This window comes from Bacillus sp. TH13, from assembly GCF_016651175.1.
Classification (GTDB): Bacteria; Bacillota; Bacilli; order Bacillales; family Bacillaceae_G; genus Bacillus_A; species Bacillus_A thuringiensis_S.
The window spans coordinates 1811125-1829951 of sequence record NZ_JAEKEJ010000025.1; the positions used below are offsets into that span (position 1 = coordinate 1811125).

The window sequence follows — 18827 nt, forward strand, 5'->3', positions numbered from 1 at the left end:
AATTTATGCCTTGATTTTTTCTTGTAATCTTTTTGTCATATTCAGATTCCTACATAAGTCTTGACAGTAATCGACATGCTCTTTAGAATTTTTAACAGTTGGTAAATATTTCTTCACTACATTACAGACAGAAAGGAATCGACAAATTATGAAAAAGTATCTTGCCGGTCTTGCGGCAGTGTCTGTAGCAGGAGGAGCAGCACCTACACTTGATAGTGTTCAAGCTGCACCTGAACAAAATACACAAAAAGCTGCTACAACTGTCCAAGCTTCTGCATCAAACGACTCATCTTATAAGGTAAACGCGAGCGTATTACATGTTCGTACGGGATCAAGCACTTCTCACGACATCATCTCACGCGTTTATAACGGTCAATCACTAAACGTGATTGGCGAAGAAAATGGTTGGTTCAAAATTAACATTAACGGAAAAACAGGCTTTGTTAGTGGCGAATTTGTATCAAAAAGTGGAGCAACAAACAACAATGTAAGCACAGGTGGAAACAATAAAGTTACTGCTGATGTATTACGTGTACGTACAGCTCCTAACACTTCTAGTTCTGTTTCTGGACGTGTATATGCAGGACAAACATTAAACGTAATTGGACAAGAAAATGGTTGGGTGAAAATTAACCATAATGGACAAGTAGGTTATGTAAGTGGCGAATTCGTATCTGGCGCTTCTTCTAATGGAGGTTCTTCAAACAACAATACGAATAATAACAACCAAGAAGTAAAACCAGCAAGCGGAAACTATACAGTAAATGTATCTTCCCTTCGCGTTCGTACAGGTCCTAGCACTTCTCACACAACTGTAGGTTCTGTTACAAAAGGACAAGTAGTACAAGTTGTTGGCGAAGTTCAAGATTGGTTCAAAATCAATTACGCAGGACAAACTGCTTATATAAGCAAAGACTACGTAACAAAAGGCGGTTCTAACGAAAACGTTACAGAAGGCAACAAACAAGAGCAAAACAATAATAATGGAACTATTCAAACTGGCGGTTCTTACGTAGTTAACGCTACATCTTTACGTGTTCGTACAGGCCCTGCTGCTTACCATAGTGTAATTGGTGGCGTTTTAAACGGTACAACATTAAACGTAGTTGGATCTGAAAACGGTTGGTTTAAAGTAAATTACCAAGGAAAAACAGGCTTTGTTAGTAGCGAATTTGTAAAATTCGTTAAAGGTGGCACTACTACTCCTGAGCAACCAAAACAACCTGAAAAACCTAACCAAGGTGCAATTGGCGACTATTACATTAATGCTTCTGCACTAAATGTACGTAGCGGCGAAGGTACAAATTATAGAATCATAGGTGCACTTCCACAAGGTCAGAAGGTTCAAGTAATCTCTGAAAACTCTGGATGGAGCAAAATTAACTACAACGGTCAAACTGGTTATATCGGAACACGTTACCTATCTAAAACACCAGTTGGAGGCGCAGTAGATAATAAGCCTAACAATAACCAAAATAACAATCAAAACAATAACAACAACAACAATAATAATACAGGCAATAATAGTGGCGACAGTTCTTCCGTACTTGCATATGCAAAATCAATGCAAGGTGTACCATACGTTTGGGGCGGAACTTCTGCTAACGGCGTAGACTGCAGTGGCTACATCTACCACGTATTTAAGAAATTTGGTCATAACATTAGCCGTCAAAGTGTTGCGGGATATTGGAGTAGCCTACCACAAACTTCAAATCCACAACCAGGTGACTTAATTTATTTCCAAAACACTTATAAATCAGGTCCTTCTCACATGGGTATTTACCTTGGGGGCGGATCATTTATCCAAGCTGGAGATAAAGGTGTAGCAATCGCTTCATTAAGTAACTCTTATTGGAAGAGCCACTTCTTAGGATACACGAAAGCACCTTAATTAATAGTTTCAAAGCCTTCTAGTTTACTAGAAGGCTTTTTTGTACGATTTCAACACATTACTCCCTTTCCCCTAGCTTTCCCTCTACAAAAATAATGTATCTATTCTTCCATTTCATACACTTTATTCTGCAAAAACAATGCATAACGTTATCATAATGTATATATTTTCATAAAAAACATAACCTATTTCATGTCTATTTATTTTATATGTGTTTTTTTGAAGAATTTTCTTTTTATTTAAACTTTTCATCAGACGTTTGACCTCCGATGTCCATTATGATAAGTTACTTAAGATGTTATATTCGTAAACGTATAGACAACTGGTTTATACACTGTTTTTACTATGAGGAAGGAGCATACACTGCATGAATCTTTTATGGGGAATTGGCGGCGTGATTGGGGTATTAGCAATTGCTTTCTTACTATCTTCCAACCGCAAAGCTATTAATTGGCGCACAATTTTAATCGCGCTAGCATTACAAATGTCATTTTCATTTATCGTATTACGATGGGATGCTGGTAAAGCAGGTTTAAAACACGCTGCTGACGGTGTTCAAGGATTAATTAATTTTTCTTACGAGGGAATTAAGTTCGTTGCTGGGGATTTAGTCAACGCAAAAGGACCTTGGGGATTTGTATTCTTTATTCAAGCACTACTTCCAATCGTATTTATTAGTTCATTAGTAGCAATCTTATATCATTTTGGTATTATGCAGAAATTTGTTAGCGTCGTTGGTGGTGCATTAAGTAAACTTCTTGGCACTTCTAAAGCAGAAAGCTTAAACTCAGTAACGACTGTATTTTTAGGACAAACTGAAGCTCCAATCTTAATTAAACCTTACTTAGCACGCTTAACAAATAGTGAATTCTTCACTATTATGGTAAGCGGTATGACAGCTGTTGCCGGATCAGTTCTTGTCGGCTATGCAGCAATGGGTATTCCGTTAGAGCACTTATTAGCAGCTGCAATTATGGCAGCTCCATCAAGCTTATTAATTGCAAAACTAATCATGCCAGAGACAGAAAAAGTAGATAATAACGTTGAACTTTCTACAGAACGTGAAGATGCAAACGTTATCGATGCAGCTGCACGCGGTGCATCTGAAGGTATGCAACTTGTTATTAACGTAGCAGCAATGTTAATGGCTTTCATCGCATTAATCGCTTTATTAAATGGTCTATTAGGATTAGTTGGATCTTTATTCCATATTAAACTTAGCCTTGATTTAATCTTCGGTTACTTATTATCACCATTTGCAATCTTAATCGGTGTTTCTCCAGGTGAAGCTGTACAAGCAGCAAGCTTTATCGGTCAAAAACTTGCAATCAACGAATTCGTTGCATACGCAAACTTAGGACCACATATGGCAGAGTTCTCTGACAAAACAAATCTAATTTTAACATTCGCAATCTGTGGATTCGCAAACTTCTCTTCTATCGCAATTCAATTAGGTGTAACAGGAACGCTAGCTCCTACTCGCCGTAAACAAATTGCACAATTAGGGATTAAAGCAGTTATCGCTGGTACATTAGCGAACTTCTTAAACGCAGCAGTTGCAGGTATGATGTTCCTATAAACTTATACAGAGTCTTCTCTTTCTCCAAGAGAAGACTTTTTTCATGCAATCCAAACGTATTATATATATCTATCAAGCACCTTATCCCCAACATGAGAACATTATGATACAATAATGTTTAGATCTTTTTATTTTTCTGATGAAAATAGAAATACTACTTGTTGTTGCCCTTCAAAAGAATTTAACGATATAGTCAATTTCTTAATAATTGCGCATACTACAAGTATCTATGGATGAAATAGCTTTAAGGAGGAAAGTTTTGTGAAAGATAAGTTCTATAAAATCCTCTCTATGTGGATTCTACAAATTGTATTTTATTTTACTACTGTACATGTGACGAATTATGAGCATGCGCTCATTTTTACAATAATATACGTACTCGTAAATGTACTATTCTTATTTTTAGCTGACAAAACAGCATTTATTTTCTTTATACTAGGAACCATTATTTCCGTATTTTATTTATTTTATCAAGCATGGCTTCATTTATGGAGTACATCAGATCAATGGCAATATATGATTACCCACTTCCTGATGGCAGCTAACTTCTTCATTGTATACATAACAACTCACCTATTGAAAAAAGTGATTCATGAAAATAAAACTTTAACTGAGCGTGTGAGAACGTTGGAACAATATATTGGAGAATCAAAATTACTAACAAGACAAGAATTCGAGAGACGCCAAGCGTTATTAACGACTGCAATGAATCGTCGTAATGAAACAGGCATTATTGTTTACTTTGATTTCACTTCCTTTAGTAAATATACGAAGGAAAGTGTTATGGACCGTGTAGCTTCCTTATTAGTTGAAACGGTAAGGAATGATTTTGACCTTGCTGCTGAATATGATAATAATACGCTAGTTATTTTATTACAAAACACAAATGAAGCTGGTGCTGATATTGTAATGAACCGCCTAAAGCCAAAAATGGAGCAATGGCTTGCAGCTGAAGCAATCCGAGATGTAAAAATTTCACGCGAGCAAATTGGAAACAAAGGACAGACATTGTTATGATGACTCTCGTTATACTTCTTTTATTCCTTCTGTTTTGCGTACTCGTTTTTTGGATCAGTATCACATTTTCAATTAAATATGTACTTATTTTTACGGCCTTTCTATTCTCTGGCTTACTCGTTTACTACTCTTTCTTAACAATCGCGGGCTTAATTCACCGAAATAGTAAACGAAAAGATCGTACATTAGAACATTATCCGAGCGTCGATATTTTCATACCTGCTCATAATGAAGGGGTCGTTATTAAAGATACTTTAGAGGCGATGGCGAAGATTGAATATCCAGGAAAGTTAATCATTTACTTATTAAATGATAACTCTCAAGATGAAACACCTGAAATCGGCGATGATTTCGACAAAGCTTATGCTCATATTCGTCACATTCGTGTTCCATCCGGTGAACCGAAGGGTAAATCACGCGTATTAAACTACGGCCTTAGTATTTCAGATGGTGAATACTTCTGTGTTTATGATGCAGATAACCAACCTGAACCACACGCACTACGAATGCTTGTAGAGCACGCTGAAACAACTGAGGATGCTGTTGGAGCTGTTGGACATGTTCGTACTGTAAACGAAAAAAGAAACTGGCTGACACGAATGATTTCACTGGAATTTCAAATCTTCCAGCTCCTTATGCAATCTGGACGCTGGTTACTATTCCAAACGGGTTCACTAACAGGAACAAATATGCTTCTTCGTCGCTCAGCACTAGAAGAGCTTGGTGGCTATGACCCTTATGCAATTGCAGAAGATGCTGAATTAACATTACGAATTACACAAAAAGGTTATCTCTTACCAATCGTCCCAGAATCAGTTACTTGGGAACAAGAACCAGAGCATTTAAAAATTCTTATTAAACAACGTACACGTTGGCTCCAAGGAAATTTATACATTTTAGAAAAAATGTTCTCGTCATTAAGTTTCTTTAAAGGAAAACTGCTCGTTCATTCCTTACAACAAGTTCTAGTGTATGTTGTATTTTGGCTATTCCTAATCATTTCAAACGTTTGGTTTGTAATTGGGCTACTCGGGATATTCCAAATTCAATATAGCATTCCGCTACTATTTATGTGGTATGTCGCATATATTACATATGTTTCACAATTATTTAGTGCCCAGAGTGTCGAACGAACCTTTACACCGACTAATATTTTTATTAGCGTTATTATGTACTTTACGTATGCACAGCTCTTTACGTACTTATTTATTCGCAGCTTAATCTTATATTTACGTGCAAAGAGCAAGAAACAAGTCATCGGCTGGGATAAGACAGTTCGATTTAAAAAAGATAAATAAAAATAAGCACAGAGCGCCGTATGCTCTGTGCTTATTTATTGCCGTATAAATTATATATCAGACAATACCCCTTAGCTGAAAGTAATTTCACGTCCATCCCCCAACGAACGATCGACCTTCATTTATATACGAAAAAGTGATTGCTATTTTTGTAGAACCAATTGCTTCTCTTGCTGTTCTTTGCGCGTTTCAGTCTTAGGTTCCGTGCTTTCTTGGACACTACGATGTGCCACACGTTTCAAACAAATATGCTTCCACTTTCTTTCGTAACGTTTCATTATTCTAGATGTCCCCCTTGAATGCGCTTTAAAACTATTTGAAATCGCTTACAGGAAATAATATAGCACATATACATAAAAGTGACAACACATTTCCGACATATTTTTGACAAAAATACGAATAGAATTCGTAAGATATCGAATATTGTCGAAACCCATCGTTTTTTCTTCGTATAAAAGGCATACTACTTATATGGTAAAGTATTTTATTTCCCTACCCGCATTTCAAATTCCTTCTATTTAAAGTGAAACTTTAATCAGCCATCACCAATCGGACTTTTACAGGCAGCCCAACAAATAGAGGGATTAAAAAAAGAGCTGATATAAAATCAGCCCTTTTCCTTCTATTATTAATGACGCTTCATACGCCCTTCTTTTTGTAACTCTTTAAATAATGCTGCCATCATAAAGAAAATAACAAAGACGAATGGGAATGCTGCAATGATAGCTGCTGTTTGCAAGGCTTCTAATCCGCCAATATATAATAAGGTAGAAGCTATCGCGGCTAGAACGATACCCCAAATCATTTTAATACGATTTGGTGGGTTTAAACTACCATGTGTCGTTAACATTCCTAAAACAAATGTTGCAGAGTCTGCCGATGTAATAAAGAATGTTGCAATAAGTAAAATACCTAAAACTGATAAAGCTGATCCAAAGCTGCCCATCTGATCAAACATAGCAAACAATCCTACTTCTGTTCCCATTTCTTTCACTTTGTCGAAGATATGTGCATCACCAAATAGCTCCATATGAATACCAGTCCCACCGAAAACTGAGAACCAAAGTGCACCAATTACAGTCGGTACAAGTAACACACCGATAACAAACTCACGAATTGTACGACCTCGTGAAACACGAGCAATAAACGTACCTACGAACGGTGACCACGCAATCCACCATGCCCAATAGAAAATTGTCCATGACTGAATCCATTGATTTCCGCCTTCATCTAAAGGACTTAATCGGAAACTCATGCTTGGCAATTCTTGAATATAAGAACCAATTGTTGAAGTGAAGTAATTCATAATAAAGTTTGTTGGACCTGCAAATAATACAATGATCATAAGTGCAAATGCCAAAATAATGTTCGTATTACTTAAATATTTAATTCCTTTATCAAGACCTGTTTGTGCAGATAACATGAAAAGAACTGTTACGATTGCAATAATAACCAACTGTGTCGTTAATGAGTTCGGGATAGATGTTAAATAGCTAACACCACCTGCAATTTGTTTTGCACCAAGACCTAATGACGTTGCAACACCAAACACAGTTGCGAAAACAGCTAACACATCAAATGAATGAGCAATACGTCCGTGTTCCCCGCCCTTAAATAACGGACCTACTGTCGCACTAATCGTACTTGCTTTTCCTTTTCTAAAGGTAAAATAAGCAATACATAACGCTACAAACGCATATAGTCCCCAAGGATGTAACCCCCAATGGAAAAATGAAAAACGCAGTGCAAGGCGCGCACTTTCCTCAGTTGCACCTTCTCCAAACGGAGGTGCGTATAAATGGTTTAATGGTTCGGCAACGCCCCAGAAAACTAAGCCGATACCCATACCAGCACTAAATAACATAGCAAACCATGTCATATAACTATAATCAGGTTCGTCATCATCTTTACCTAAACGAATAGAACCGTATTTCGAAACAATTAAAAAGATAGACACACCTAAAATAATAGAAACGGAAATAATATAAAACCACCCAAACTTACTAACTAATGCAGTTTGAATTGCGGTTGTTACATTTCCTAAGCTACCTTTTCCAATAATAGATTCGGGAATAATCCCCCAAATTGTAAATGCAATACATAATGTTAATGAAACGATAAATGTTTTTGTCAGTTTCCTCATCAAATCCCCCTTCGTAGGTTTCGTTTTTGTAAATAACATAAATTCCGATATGTAAAATCGGATAGAAAACTATAATTTTGCGGTGATTTTCTTACTTTCACCTTCACCAATTCGAATTCTTATGGACAGCCTTACCTTTCGTATAACCTTTTCACTCTGCAAGAGCTACAAGTTAGAAATACTGCTGTCAAATTGTGTGAGAAAAACGCGGATAGGAATGTATTTTCCTAAAAAAGGATGTGTTACATATGTAAAAAAGGGCGAATTTCTTCCTTACAACCCTTTCGTTTTGTAACAATTATGCGGTTTTTTTGCTAGTATATAGCACGTGTTTATAGCTTCACAAACAAAATGTTTATGTTTATATAACTATATTACCCATAAAACGGTAAAATACTCAAGGAATGTAATCGTTTAGTAAACATTATGTAACATTACTGTAACATTTTTATTTACGTCGAAAAAAACATGTTGTATTAAATATTTTGAATATAACTAGAAACCTATGAGTCATATAGAATGAAAAACGCTTTCCTATATTTTTTGTTATATTACAGGATGTTAACGACTTATTACGAATGGTTTGTAATTGTGTGTTTTCCCCAAATCCGAAAAAATCTGTTGCTATAATGAGGACACGAAAACAAACGCAATGGAGGCTATCATGAAAAAATTAATTGGTATAGCAACAGCAGCAGTTTTTGGTCTTGGGATTTTCACATCATCTGCTAATGCAGAAACTGTTGTAACAACAGACGTACTAAACGTACGCGAAAACCCTACTACGGAATCAAAAGTTGTCGGTAAATTACTAAACGGTAATAAAATAGATGTTCAAAATACAGAGAACGGATGGTCAAAAGTTACTTTAGACGGTAAAGACGCATTCGTAAGTGCAGAGTTCACAAAAAGCATCTACTACGTAACAGCTAACGTATTAAACGTACGTGCTGAAGCGAACACAAACTCAGAAATTCTTGGAAAGTTGAAGAAAGACGATGTAATCGAAACAACGAACCAAGTACAAAATGAGTGGTTACAATTTGAATATAACGGGAAAACAGCTTATGTTCATGTTCCTTTCTTAACAGGTACAGCACCTGTAATTGAGAAACAAGAAACAACTGCTCCTGCTAAAGCTGAAGCACCAGCTAAGGCTGAAGCACCAGCTAAGGCTCAAACACCTGCAGCACAAGCAAAACCAGCTGCTAAGCCTGCTGTGAAAGCTGCTGAAACTAGCGAACCATCTGGTGGTCGTGAGTTAACAGTTGTAGCTACAGCATATACAGCTCACCCGAGCGAAAACGGTGGCACATATGGCGGCCGTGTATTAACCGCAATGGGTCATGATTTAACTGCGAATCCAAACATGAAAATGATCGCTGTTGACCCGAAAGTAATCCCATTAGGATCTAAAGTATGGGTAGAAGGTTACGGAGAAGCTATCGCTGGAGATACTGGTGGTGCAATTAAAGGTAACCGTATCGATATCTTACTTGGATCAGATAGCGCTGCTCAAAAATGGGGACGCAAAACTGTTAAAGTGAAAATTTTAAAATAACCAATGACTGCTAAATTACAAGCCGGTTCTCTTTATTGAGAGCTGGCTTTTATTTATTTATAATACATATAAGGAGGCTATGCCCATGAATATACAAGCAAAAGTAGACTGGATTGGTACGCCAAAACCGTACATATATAAAGATGAAGTAACATATAACGCTACCTCTATTGATTTCTCACTCGCTGGCGATGATAATCGCTATAAGCTAATTGTGCTCAAGTCTGAAAACAATACACATTACAAAATTGTGCAATATGGAATAAAACCAGGATCTCAAAAGCCATTTCCTATCGACATTCCATTTAAAAAAAACATGTTGCCAATTATAGAGCAAATATTACATGATCCCTATGTACAAGCGATATTAAAGGAAACGCACTCATAATTGTAAAAAAATATATCAACGGTTCGACACGAAATATCGATTTAGCTACAAAAAAGAAGCTGTTCAAATATTGAACAGCTTCTCTCATATTAACGAGTTGGACCAGATACATCTTCTGATTTCAACGTATTATTTGCACCAAGAGAATGATATAGTATATTTCCATTCCCATTAACTGTTACAATGTGGTCATTACTAAAGCTCTTAAATTTAACAGATCCATCCCCGTAACGAATACGGTATTCTTCATATGTCGTTACTTTATATTTCGTAGCACTTTGACGCTCTACATTACGAACTTCCATCGTTAATAAGTCTTCTGTAATTCCTTTTTTATTTAAATATTGTAGATAATCACGATCTTCTTTATAAGATTTCCCACTCTTATCATAATCACTTTCAATCAAGCTAAAATCATTTAACGAAATGGCACGTACATTATTATAAATGTGATTTCTTACAAAGTCTCCAACGGCCGAACTCGAAGTTTCTTTCGGGAATCTTAAGTAATATGTACTTTGATCTCCCACTTTAACGCTTTCTGATTTAATTAAGCCAAACTCAGCATTTTTCTCTAAATGCACTTCTACCGTTTCATCTGTTGGTACAGGACCAAGTTTATAACTTCCGCGGCTTAACTTCCCACGCTTCTTACCATTCACAACTACATTTGCATCATTTTCATCAGAGGAAATTGTTACATAATTGCCTTCTAATGATAAATTTACATCTACCTTCGCACTTTTTTCATCTGCTAAATCTACTTCTTTTTCTGTTTCTAACTCAGTTAACTCTGACTTTGCTTTTGCCTTTACAACGTAAGAACCCGGAAAATATGGACCAATTTCTTTTGAAGTTTTGTCATTAGACAATTCTACTTCTTTCTTATCATTCACATATATTTCTGCATTCTTCGCAGTTGTACTTACATTCATATAATAAGATTTCATGCTAAATTTATACTTCGGATATAAAAACCATTCTTTTCCGTCTTCTATAATTTGTCCATCTTTAAACGATGCTTTATCACTTGCTAGTTTTTGATCCACTGTCTCTCTTTGTAAATAAGACAGCAGCTCTTTATTATATGAAGGGTTGTCTTTTAAATAACGGATATACGCCTTAATATCCTCTGCCTTAATCTTTAAGCTCGGATCATCTACCTTTACAAACTCATCAATTGCATTCGCATCTTTCTTTTGAAACGCCTCAATCATAACGTTTACTTGTTTTTCCTTTGAAAACTTGCTTGCACCAAATTTATATGCTCCGAACAATATAGCAAAAATAACGAGAAAACCTAGCAGTAAAAATATGTTCTTCTTACTTTTCACCGGCTTTGTTTCCCGTTGTATTTCTGAACGAGAAGAAGCTGTTTGATCAGCTATTTCTTCTATCTTACTTCCACACTCTGGACAAAAATTTAAATGGTCTGCAACTTTTTCATTACATATTCCACAAAACTTCAAGCGATTCTCCCCCTTATTTTTTTACCAACTTCATCCCAGCAAACACTAATACGTAAGAAAGAATAAAGCTACCTACTATTAAATACATTGTGCTACTTTGAATCGATAATAGCGGACCAGAAATCCCCGTAAATTCCTTCATAATTTCCTTACTACCTGAAGCTTCGATTTGGATTTTTGCTAATCCATTTACACAAAGCATCATCACAGTATAAACCGCACTAAACATCGCAATCGTTACATATATATTTTTCATTGGATATTGAGCTAATTTCATTCCAGCTCTAAATAGTAAGATACATGGTATTAAAATTAATAAACCCCACCAATGCATGTAGGAATTGAAATCATCCATATATTTAATTTCTTTAACAGAAGCACCATTAGCAATTGCCACATCTTTTAAAGACGTACCATTTAATGATATGCCTGATGTATATGATAAATGTAAGGGCCCTTTTCCTCTTGGATAGTTCTGTATTTCTTTCTCCATGTTCGCCCATTCAATTGCAGTTGGAGCAAAGTGAGCCATGTTCCACATATACGGTGTTGCTTCTAATGAAATTAATGCTTTATATGTTTTCTCAGGGAAATCAATTGGTCCCATTGATTTTGAACTACTAAATAAAATCGTAATAAGTATAATACCAAATGTAATGATTAATCCTTTTAAAACAGTTACTACACTATAATAAATAGATGCTGCATATGGAACACTTTGACTAATTGCGGAAAGCATACGATGTGGTCCCGCTGCAATACTCATGCCAATAAAGCTAAATAATAAACCAAATATAATACCGTACAACAAACTAATAATATGAGAATAACTAACATTAATTGTCATTGTTTCATAGAATTGAGAAATCGTCGTAGAAGAACTTGCTACAAAACTTATAACACATAAGAAAATTCCATATACAATACCGATAGTACATGCTGTTACTAGCTTCTCACGCCAAACAATAGACGGGGGTTTTTTCTCTACAAAAAAGCCAATTCCACCTAATATAAGTGCTGGAATAGTTAATAAAATGAACAATGGGACATGAAGAATAAATGACATTATGTATGTACCACTTCCACTGACTTCAAGACCCACTAAATGATACATTAAAATTAATGGCGCTATGCCAATGAAAGATTGATTAATAGTAGTCATATCCAGCATACCGTTCGTATTTGTAACCATCGTTCTCATTAAATCATTCATCGCTGCATCGATAATTAAACTACTAATCCAGCCAGCCAAAAACATGCATATAATTGCCAGACCACCACCAAGTAAGCCTTTTTTCAAAGCAATTCCAGATGAACCCACATTTAGTTGTACACCCTGGTCTGGTAATTTCGTTTTCATTTCTTTTTTCGTAATACCTACTAGTAAGGAATCGCCGCATTTCTCACAATATGTAGCAGTTTCTTTACTTTCCACTCCACAAGTTCGGCAATATTTTGAGTCTTTAGGCGCTAATATAATATGACTCGCTACACCACCTGTACTAGACCCATCATGCGTACAATAATTTGATACATCAGACTGTTCTAAACCACAAGTTTTACAATACATGTTCCTCACTCCTTACTTTGCTTCATACCACAAACTGGACAGAATATAGCTTCTGTTGCGATTTGTTCACTACATGAAGAACATGATTCATTTTCAACATTGTTTGTTTGAAGGAGTAACTCATTTTCTTTCCCGCACTGTCCACAAAATTTATCATTTAATGATAATGAGCCACCACAGCTACACTGCCCTTTCTGACCTTGATTCTGCAAATTAGCAATTTGCTTACGCATGTTATAAATAGCAATATCAAGCTCTTGTACCGGTTCTACAATTCCTTTCAATACCTCTATTCGAACTTCATCATTGCGCAGTTGCATATATGTAGTTTGACCAAGCTCCAACAAAATTTCAGTTTTCACTTGTAACTTCTCCTGCGTAATTTTCTTTAGTTGTGCAACCTCTTGTGCAACTTGCAACTTCATCTTTCCTTGCTCAATTCCCTCTTGCAACTTGTTCATACCATTACCAAACTTCGCTTGTAAATCTGACACAACTTCCCCTCCTATAAATATATAGTAATATACGAAATTAACATTTTATATATTACCATGATTTTCAAGTTATGTAATCCAAATTTCATTTTTTCTGTTTTGAGCATTTTTTGTTTATAATGGTAAAGGAAAGAAATATGTGTACGGAGGAATATTATGCTGCAACACTCAATTACGAAAGATGAAATTATGATGATTGCGAATGAGTTCGTTCAAGGACTAGATCCACAGCAAACAGCTGATCAGGAACATGTCGCTACAGCTCGGCACCTATATCGTAGTGGTGTTGTCTATAACGTTGACTTTGATGGTTATACACTATCAGGAACTGTAGATGCGGAAGGCAACGTGTATAGCGTTCATATTCCGATTCGTAACGTCGCTGAAAGCTATTGTGATTGCTTCGCACCAACACAATGTGAGCATATGCTCGCTGTATTACTATCTGCAGCGTCTAGTTTCGGGCAAGTAGGAGATGTATTAACTTTATTTAAAAATAATACGAAACCTTCCCTTCCTCCTATTCGAACTGCAAGACAAGTATTGCAATCATCAGCTTTTGAAGAAACTGATTATAAAAGTTGGCAATCATATTTTGAAAAAGAATATGATTCATTTAAAAAAGAACAAGCTCGGCTTACTTATAAACAAATGTATTTTCTTATGAGTATCTTTACAGATTTCTATACGAAACTTGAGCGGAAAGCTCCGCGTGTCATTGCGATACATGAATTATTCAGGTTACACGCAGCACTGTACTGCTTTCAAAAATTATTAGAAGAAATTCAGGCATTCGAAGCTAACAAAACGTATTCTTATCACCAACCTGTTAATGTCATTCGCCTATTTGTAGACAAAGTGGAATCCATCGTTCGGGACTTACAATCAGAAGCGATTCCTTCAGAGTCTGAAATAATTTTGCAAGAAACAGCTCGTCTCGTTCATGAAGTATTCTTCTCTACCGACGCTTATACGCAAGAGCGATTTTTCATTTATCGTCACATATGGAGTGAACTTTTAAACAATAAAGAGAAAATACAAGAAGAAGAAAAACGAATTGATACGAAAATCAATCCACTATCCAAAGCGTTAGCGTCTTCTCATCTTCTCTTTTTAAATGACGAAGATCTACTAGCGATGGACTTACTAAAAAAACAGCCTGCTTCTGTTGTGAGTCTATACTTCTATTGGTTAGAAGAACTATTAAGTGCCATGCATTGGGATCGTGCAAAAAACTGGCTTTCCTTTACGTATAAACAAGTAAAGAAAACGATCCAAGATCACGAAAATACGATTTTCATAAAAGATGTCGTTCGGCTATTTGTAATCATGTATGAAACATATGCAACACATACAAATGAACAAGCTGGTTTCGAAATGATCTTACAAGAACTATTACCGTATAGTTTCACAAACTATGAACAGTACGTACTCGCGAAAAAACAGTATCGTACATGGGCAGAGCTTCATCTCCTATATGGATTTGAAGCAATTGAGCTGTTGAAAGAGCCACTGAAAGATATTGAAAAAGAAGCGCCAGAAGTGGCACTTCCTCTTTACCATCTTGCTGCTGTAGAGGCGATTGAAGAACGAAATCGTAAATCATATAAACGCGCAGTTCGTTACTTAAAGAAATTACGTACATTGTATAAACGATTAAAACGCACCGATGAATGGGATGCTTTCATTATTCACATCGCCAATCTCCATTCACGTCTGCGTGCACTACAAGAGGAATTACGGAAAGGAAAATTAATCGATGATCAATCAAACTGAAGTAACAATTAGGCTCCAGCATGTTAGTCAAGGTTGGTTCCTTTGGGGAGAAGATGACAGCGGTACTCCATTATCCGTAACAAGTTGGAAACGAAATGCATTCACATGGCACTCCACTTCTTTCTACGGTACTTCTCTAAAAGAAGCAACCTTCGAAGGAAAACAAGGTGTGCTACTAACAAATGCACAAGCCTTTGAATACATTGCAAACAAACCAATGAATTCATTTGCACATATGCAAATAAACGGACCTATTACAGCACTTACGAAAGATGCAAATGAATTATGGGACGCCTTTACAAGTGGTAGCTTCGTACCAGATATGACTCATTGGCCTAAACAACCATCTTGGAAAGTTCAAAATACACCAATTGAAGATGACACATTAGCATCTCTTTTCTCAGCAGCAGTTAATGAAAGCATATTACAAGATAATCGCTCGAATGACGGCTGGGAAGATGCCAAAAGGCTATATGAACATTACGACTTTACGAAAAGACAATTGGAAACAGCACTACATGAAGAAGATTGGCTTCGAAAAATTGGTTATATTGAAGATGATCTTCCGTTTACAATCGGACTAAGACTACAAGAACCACAAGAAGAATTTGAAATGTGGAAGCTTGAAACAATTGTGACACCAAAGCGCGGAGCTCATCGCATATATGTATATGAAAACATCGATTCCTTACCGAAAAGATGGCACGATTACGAAGAACGGATTACAGAAACACAAGAAGGTTTTAGTAAGCTCATACCGTGGTTAAAAGAAGGAGATACATTCCGAAATGAGCTCTTTGAAACAGAAGCTTGGAACTTCTTAACAGATGCAAGCAACGAATTACTTGCAGCCGGCATTACAATTTTACTACCATCCTGGTGGCAAAATTTAAAAGCAACAAAACCGAAATTACGTGTCCAGTTGAAGCAAAATACAGCACAAACACAATCGTTCTTCGGTATGAATACGCTCGTTAATTTTGACTGGCGCATTTCGACGAACGGCATTGATTTATCAGAAAGCGAATTTTTCGAGCTCGTTGAACAAAACAAACGTCTATTTAATATAAACGGTCAATGGATGCGACTAGATCCAGCCTTTATCGAAGAAGTAAGGAAACTCATGAACCGTGCCGATAAATACGGACTAGAGATGAAAGATGTCCTGCAGCAACATTTATCAAATACGGCTGAAACAGAAATTGTAGAAGATGATAGTCCGTTTACTGATATTGAAATCGAACTAGATGGATATTATGAGGAACTATTCCAAAAGCTGCTTCATATTGGAGATATTCCAAAGGTAGATGTCCCTACTTCACTAAACGCAACACTTCGTCCCTATCAACAACACGGTATTGAATGGTTATTATATTTACGAAAGCTTGGATTTGGAGCATTGCTAGCTGACGATATGGGACTCGGGAAAAGTATTCAAACAATCTCTTACTTACTATATATAAAAGAAAACAATCTCAAAACAGGCCCTGCATTAATCGTAGCGCCGACATCTGTTCTTGGAAATTGGCAAAAAGAATTTGAGCGTTTCGCACCGAATTTACGTGTCCAATTACATTACGGAAGTAATAGAGATAAGGGCAATTCATTTGAAGATTTCCTTCAATCAGCAGATGTTGTATTAACATCTTATGCATTGGCTCAACTCGATGAGGAAGAACTGACTTCATTATGCTGGGATGCTGTTATTTTGGATGAAGCACAAAATATTAAGAACCCACATACGAAACAGTCGAAAGCAGTACGAAACTTGCAAGCAAATCACAAAATCGCTTTAACTGGTACACCAATGGAAAATCGCCTCGCTGAACTTTGGTCCATTTTCGACTTTATTAATCATGGATATCTCGGAAGCTTAGGACAATTCCAACGCCGCTTCGTCACACCGATTGAAAAAGATCGTGATGAAGGAAAAATCCAGCAAGTTCAACGGTTTATCTCACCATTTTTACTGCGCCGAACGAAGAAAGATCAAACAGTTGCATTAAATTTACCAGATAAACAAGAACAAAAAGCTTACTGTCCTCTTACTGGTGAACAAGCTTCCTTATATGAACAACTTGTTCAAGATACACTGCAAAATGTAGAAGGATTAAGCGGAATTGAAAGACGCGGCTTTATATTACTTATGCTGAACAAGCTAAAACAAATTTGTAATCATCCTGCTCTTTATTTAAAAGAAGAAGAACCACAAAATGTCGTTGAACGCTCTATGAAAACAAAAACGTTAATGGAGCTCATCGAAAATATAAAAGATCAAAATGAAAGTTGCCTCATCTTCACTCAATACATCGGCATGGGAAACATGCTAAAACGTGTGCTAGAAGAACAATTCGGCCAGCGTGTCCTCTTCTTAAACGGTAGTGTACCGAAAAAAGATCGTGACAAGATGATTGAGGAGTTCCAAAACGGAACATATGACATTTTCATCTTATCCTTAAAAGCCGGCGGAACAGGATTAAACTTAACCGCTGCCAACCATGTCATTCACTACGATCGTTGGTGGAATCCAGCTGTGGAAAATCAAGCAACAGACCGCGCATATCGCATTGGTCAAAAAAGATTTGTTCATGTTCACAAACTCATTACAACAGGAACATTAGAAGAAAAAATCGATGAAATGCTAGAAAGAAAACAATCTCTAAACAATGCGGTCATCACAAGCGATAGTTGGATGACTGAACTATCAACAGACGAACTAAAAGAATTACTTGGTGTATAAAGTGAAACTTGAATCAGATCGGTTACCGGAAGTTTTACTACCCGCAAAAAAAGCGCTAATCTCGAAATGAGATTAGCGCTTTTTTCTATTCCAAAACCAATTACTTATTATAATTCCCGTCAATCCGCCGCACGTATCAAGCAATGAATCTTGCCACATTGGTGTACGGTCACCCGTATACCATTGGTGAATTTCATCAAATGTTGCATAACCCGCAACGAAAAGAAGGGCATATATAAAACATCTTTTCCTCGAATGACCTGATCGATGAAAAGCGTAATAAATCAATGAACCTAGCATAAAGAACACCATAAAATGAGCACCTTTACGAAGGAAAAACTCAATAAATCCGCCTACACCTTTATTCGCAATACTAACAGGGGTTCCTCCACCATAATCGATAGATACCCATGAAAAATGCTCTTTCACAAATTCAACATTTACATATTGTTCAATATCTGAACGCATATCCTGCTTTTTATATGGTTGTGCCGAAGAATAGAAAATCAGCCCCATCCATAGTAATACAGGAATCCAAAATAACCATTTACGATTCATTATCCAGAATTCTCCTCTCTTAATCTTTTAAGGGTACCAAAAAAAAGAAAAAATTTCACGCCAAAACATGACATTTGTACCCTATTTATAAAGTGAAAGGAGGTGATACACATGGCAATTGAAACAATCGTAATGGATTTAACTTTACGTCTTGTCTTAAACAACGGATTAGATAAGAACGGCAAAACAGTTTTCAAGAGCAAACAATTTAAACGTGTTAAAACAAATGCGAGCTTAGATCAAGTACACAACGTAGCTCATGCTCTTGCTTCCTTACAAGCATCACCACTTCACGCTGTACAACTTGTAAGCACATCAGATCTTTCTAAACTATAAAGTAAAA

Annotated in this window: 14 protein-coding genes; 9 read left to right on the forward strand and 5 right to left on the reverse strand. The window is 36.4% G+C overall.

Features of this window, described 5'->3' with window-relative positions; all coding sequences use genetic code 11:
• The first annotated feature begins 148 nt into the window (after nucleotides 1–148).
• The 4 genes from JFU02_RS17835 to JFU02_RS17850 all read left to right on the forward strand — a co-directional run bounded on the left by JFU02_RS17835 (nucleotide 149) and on the right by JFU02_RS17850 (nucleotide 5785).
• On the forward strand, nucleotides 149–1891 hold the full coding sequence (locus tag JFU02_RS17835) for a C40 family peptidase (RefSeq protein WP_098317893.1): 1743 nt from the start codon (nucleotides 149–151) through the stop codon (nucleotides 1889–1891).
• 367 nt (nucleotides 1892–2258) lie between these two features.
• Nucleotides 2259–3470, forward strand: coding sequence for a NupC/NupG family nucleoside CNT transporter (locus JFU02_RS17840; RefSeq protein WP_001051018.1), 1212 nt, complete (start codon nucleotides 2259–2261; stop codon nucleotides 3468–3470).
• A 261-nt stretch (nucleotides 3471–3731) separates the two neighbouring features.
• Nucleotides 3732–4487 carry a nucleotidyl cyclase domain-containing protein gene (locus tag JFU02_RS17845; RefSeq protein WP_097820875.1) on the forward strand — a complete coding sequence of 252 codons (756 nt, stop codon included), beginning with the start codon at nucleotides 3732–3734 and terminating at the stop codon, nucleotides 4485–4487.
• Nucleotides 4484–5785: a glycosyltransferase family 2 protein gene (locus JFU02_RS17850; RefSeq protein ID WP_098317892.1), complete on the forward strand. Its 1302-nt coding sequence runs from the start codon at nucleotides 4484–4486 to the stop codon at nucleotides 5783–5785. The genes JFU02_RS17845 and JFU02_RS17850 overlap by 4 nt, the downstream gene beginning before the upstream one ends.
• A 628-nt stretch (nucleotides 5786–6413) precedes the next feature.
• Here JFU02_RS17850 and opuD read toward each other — a convergent pair.
• Entirely contained in the window at nucleotides 6414–7928 is a 1515-nt protein-coding gene (gene opuD, locus JFU02_RS17855) for a glycine betaine transporter OpuD (RefSeq protein ID WP_001230119.1), read from the reverse strand.
• Between the two features lie 664 nt (nucleotides 7929–8592).
• On the opposite strand from opuD, the gene JFU02_RS17860 reads away from it, so the two are divergent.
• Together JFU02_RS17860 and JFU02_RS17865 are read left to right on the forward strand one after the other, a co-directional pair.
• Entirely contained in the window at nucleotides 8593–9489 is an 897-nt protein-coding gene (locus tag JFU02_RS17860; protein ID WP_201071379.1) for a cell wall-binding protein EntA, read from the forward strand.
• Nucleotides 9490–9574: 85 nt separating this feature from the next.
• Nucleotides 9575–9877: a DUF3910 family protein gene (locus JFU02_RS17865; protein WP_098317891.1), complete on the forward strand. Its 303-nt coding sequence runs from the start codon at nucleotides 9575–9577 to the stop codon at nucleotides 9875–9877.
• Nucleotides 9878–9966: 89 nt separating this feature from the next.
• Here JFU02_RS17865 and JFU02_RS17870 read toward each other — a convergent pair whose 3' ends face one another.
• The 3 genes from JFU02_RS17870 to JFU02_RS17880 are packed head-to-tail and all read right to left on the reverse strand — an operon-like array spanning nucleotide 9967 to nucleotide 13410.
• Nucleotides 9967–11346 carry a zinc ribbon domain-containing protein gene (locus tag JFU02_RS17870; protein ID WP_098317890.1) on the reverse strand — a complete coding sequence of 460 codons (1380 nt, stop codon included), beginning with the start codon at nucleotides 11344–11346 and terminating at the stop codon, nucleotides 9967–9969.
• A gap of 13 nt (nucleotides 11347–11359) precedes the next feature.
• Nucleotides 11360–12916, reverse strand: coding sequence for a zinc ribbon domain-containing protein (locus JFU02_RS17875; RefSeq protein WP_201071382.1), 1557 nt, complete (start codon nucleotides 12914–12916; stop codon nucleotides 11360–11362).
• Between the two features lie 5 nt (nucleotides 12917–12921).
• Nucleotides 12922–13410: a zinc ribbon domain-containing protein gene (locus JFU02_RS17880; protein WP_001281739.1), complete on the reverse strand. Its 489-nt coding sequence runs from the start codon at nucleotides 13408–13410 to the stop codon at nucleotides 12922–12924.
• Nucleotides 13411–13566: 156 nt separating this feature from the next.
• Here JFU02_RS17880 and JFU02_RS17885 point away from each other — a divergent pair, with 156 nt between their 5' ends.
• Together JFU02_RS17885 and JFU02_RS17890 are read left to right on the forward strand one after the other, a co-directional pair.
• Entirely contained in the window at nucleotides 13567–15186 is a 1620-nt protein-coding gene (locus tag JFU02_RS17885; RefSeq protein WP_000939148.1) for an SWIM zinc finger family protein, read from the forward strand.
• Nucleotides 15170–17926, forward strand: a complete 2757-nt coding sequence (locus tag JFU02_RS17890; protein ID WP_086407171.1) for a DEAD/DEAH box helicase — start codon at nucleotides 15170–15172, stop codon at nucleotides 17924–17926. Before JFU02_RS17885 ends, JFU02_RS17890 begins: the two co-directional genes overlap by 17 nt.
• Nucleotides 17927–17998: 72 nt before the next feature.
• Here the strand turns inward: JFU02_RS17890 and JFU02_RS17895 are convergent, their stop codons facing one another.
• Nucleotides 17999–18484, reverse strand: coding sequence for a VanZ family protein (locus tag JFU02_RS17895; protein ID WP_001080707.1), 486 nt, complete (start codon nucleotides 18482–18484; stop codon nucleotides 17999–18001).
• 111 nt (nucleotides 18485–18595) lie between these two features.
• Between JFU02_RS17895 and JFU02_RS17900 the strand changes: the two genes are divergently transcribed.
• On the forward strand, nucleotides 18596–18820 hold the full coding sequence (locus JFU02_RS17900) for a DUF1659 domain-containing protein (protein ID WP_000963861.1): 225 nt from the start codon (nucleotides 18596–18598) through the stop codon (nucleotides 18818–18820).
• Nucleotides 18821–18827: the final 7 nt, after the last annotated feature.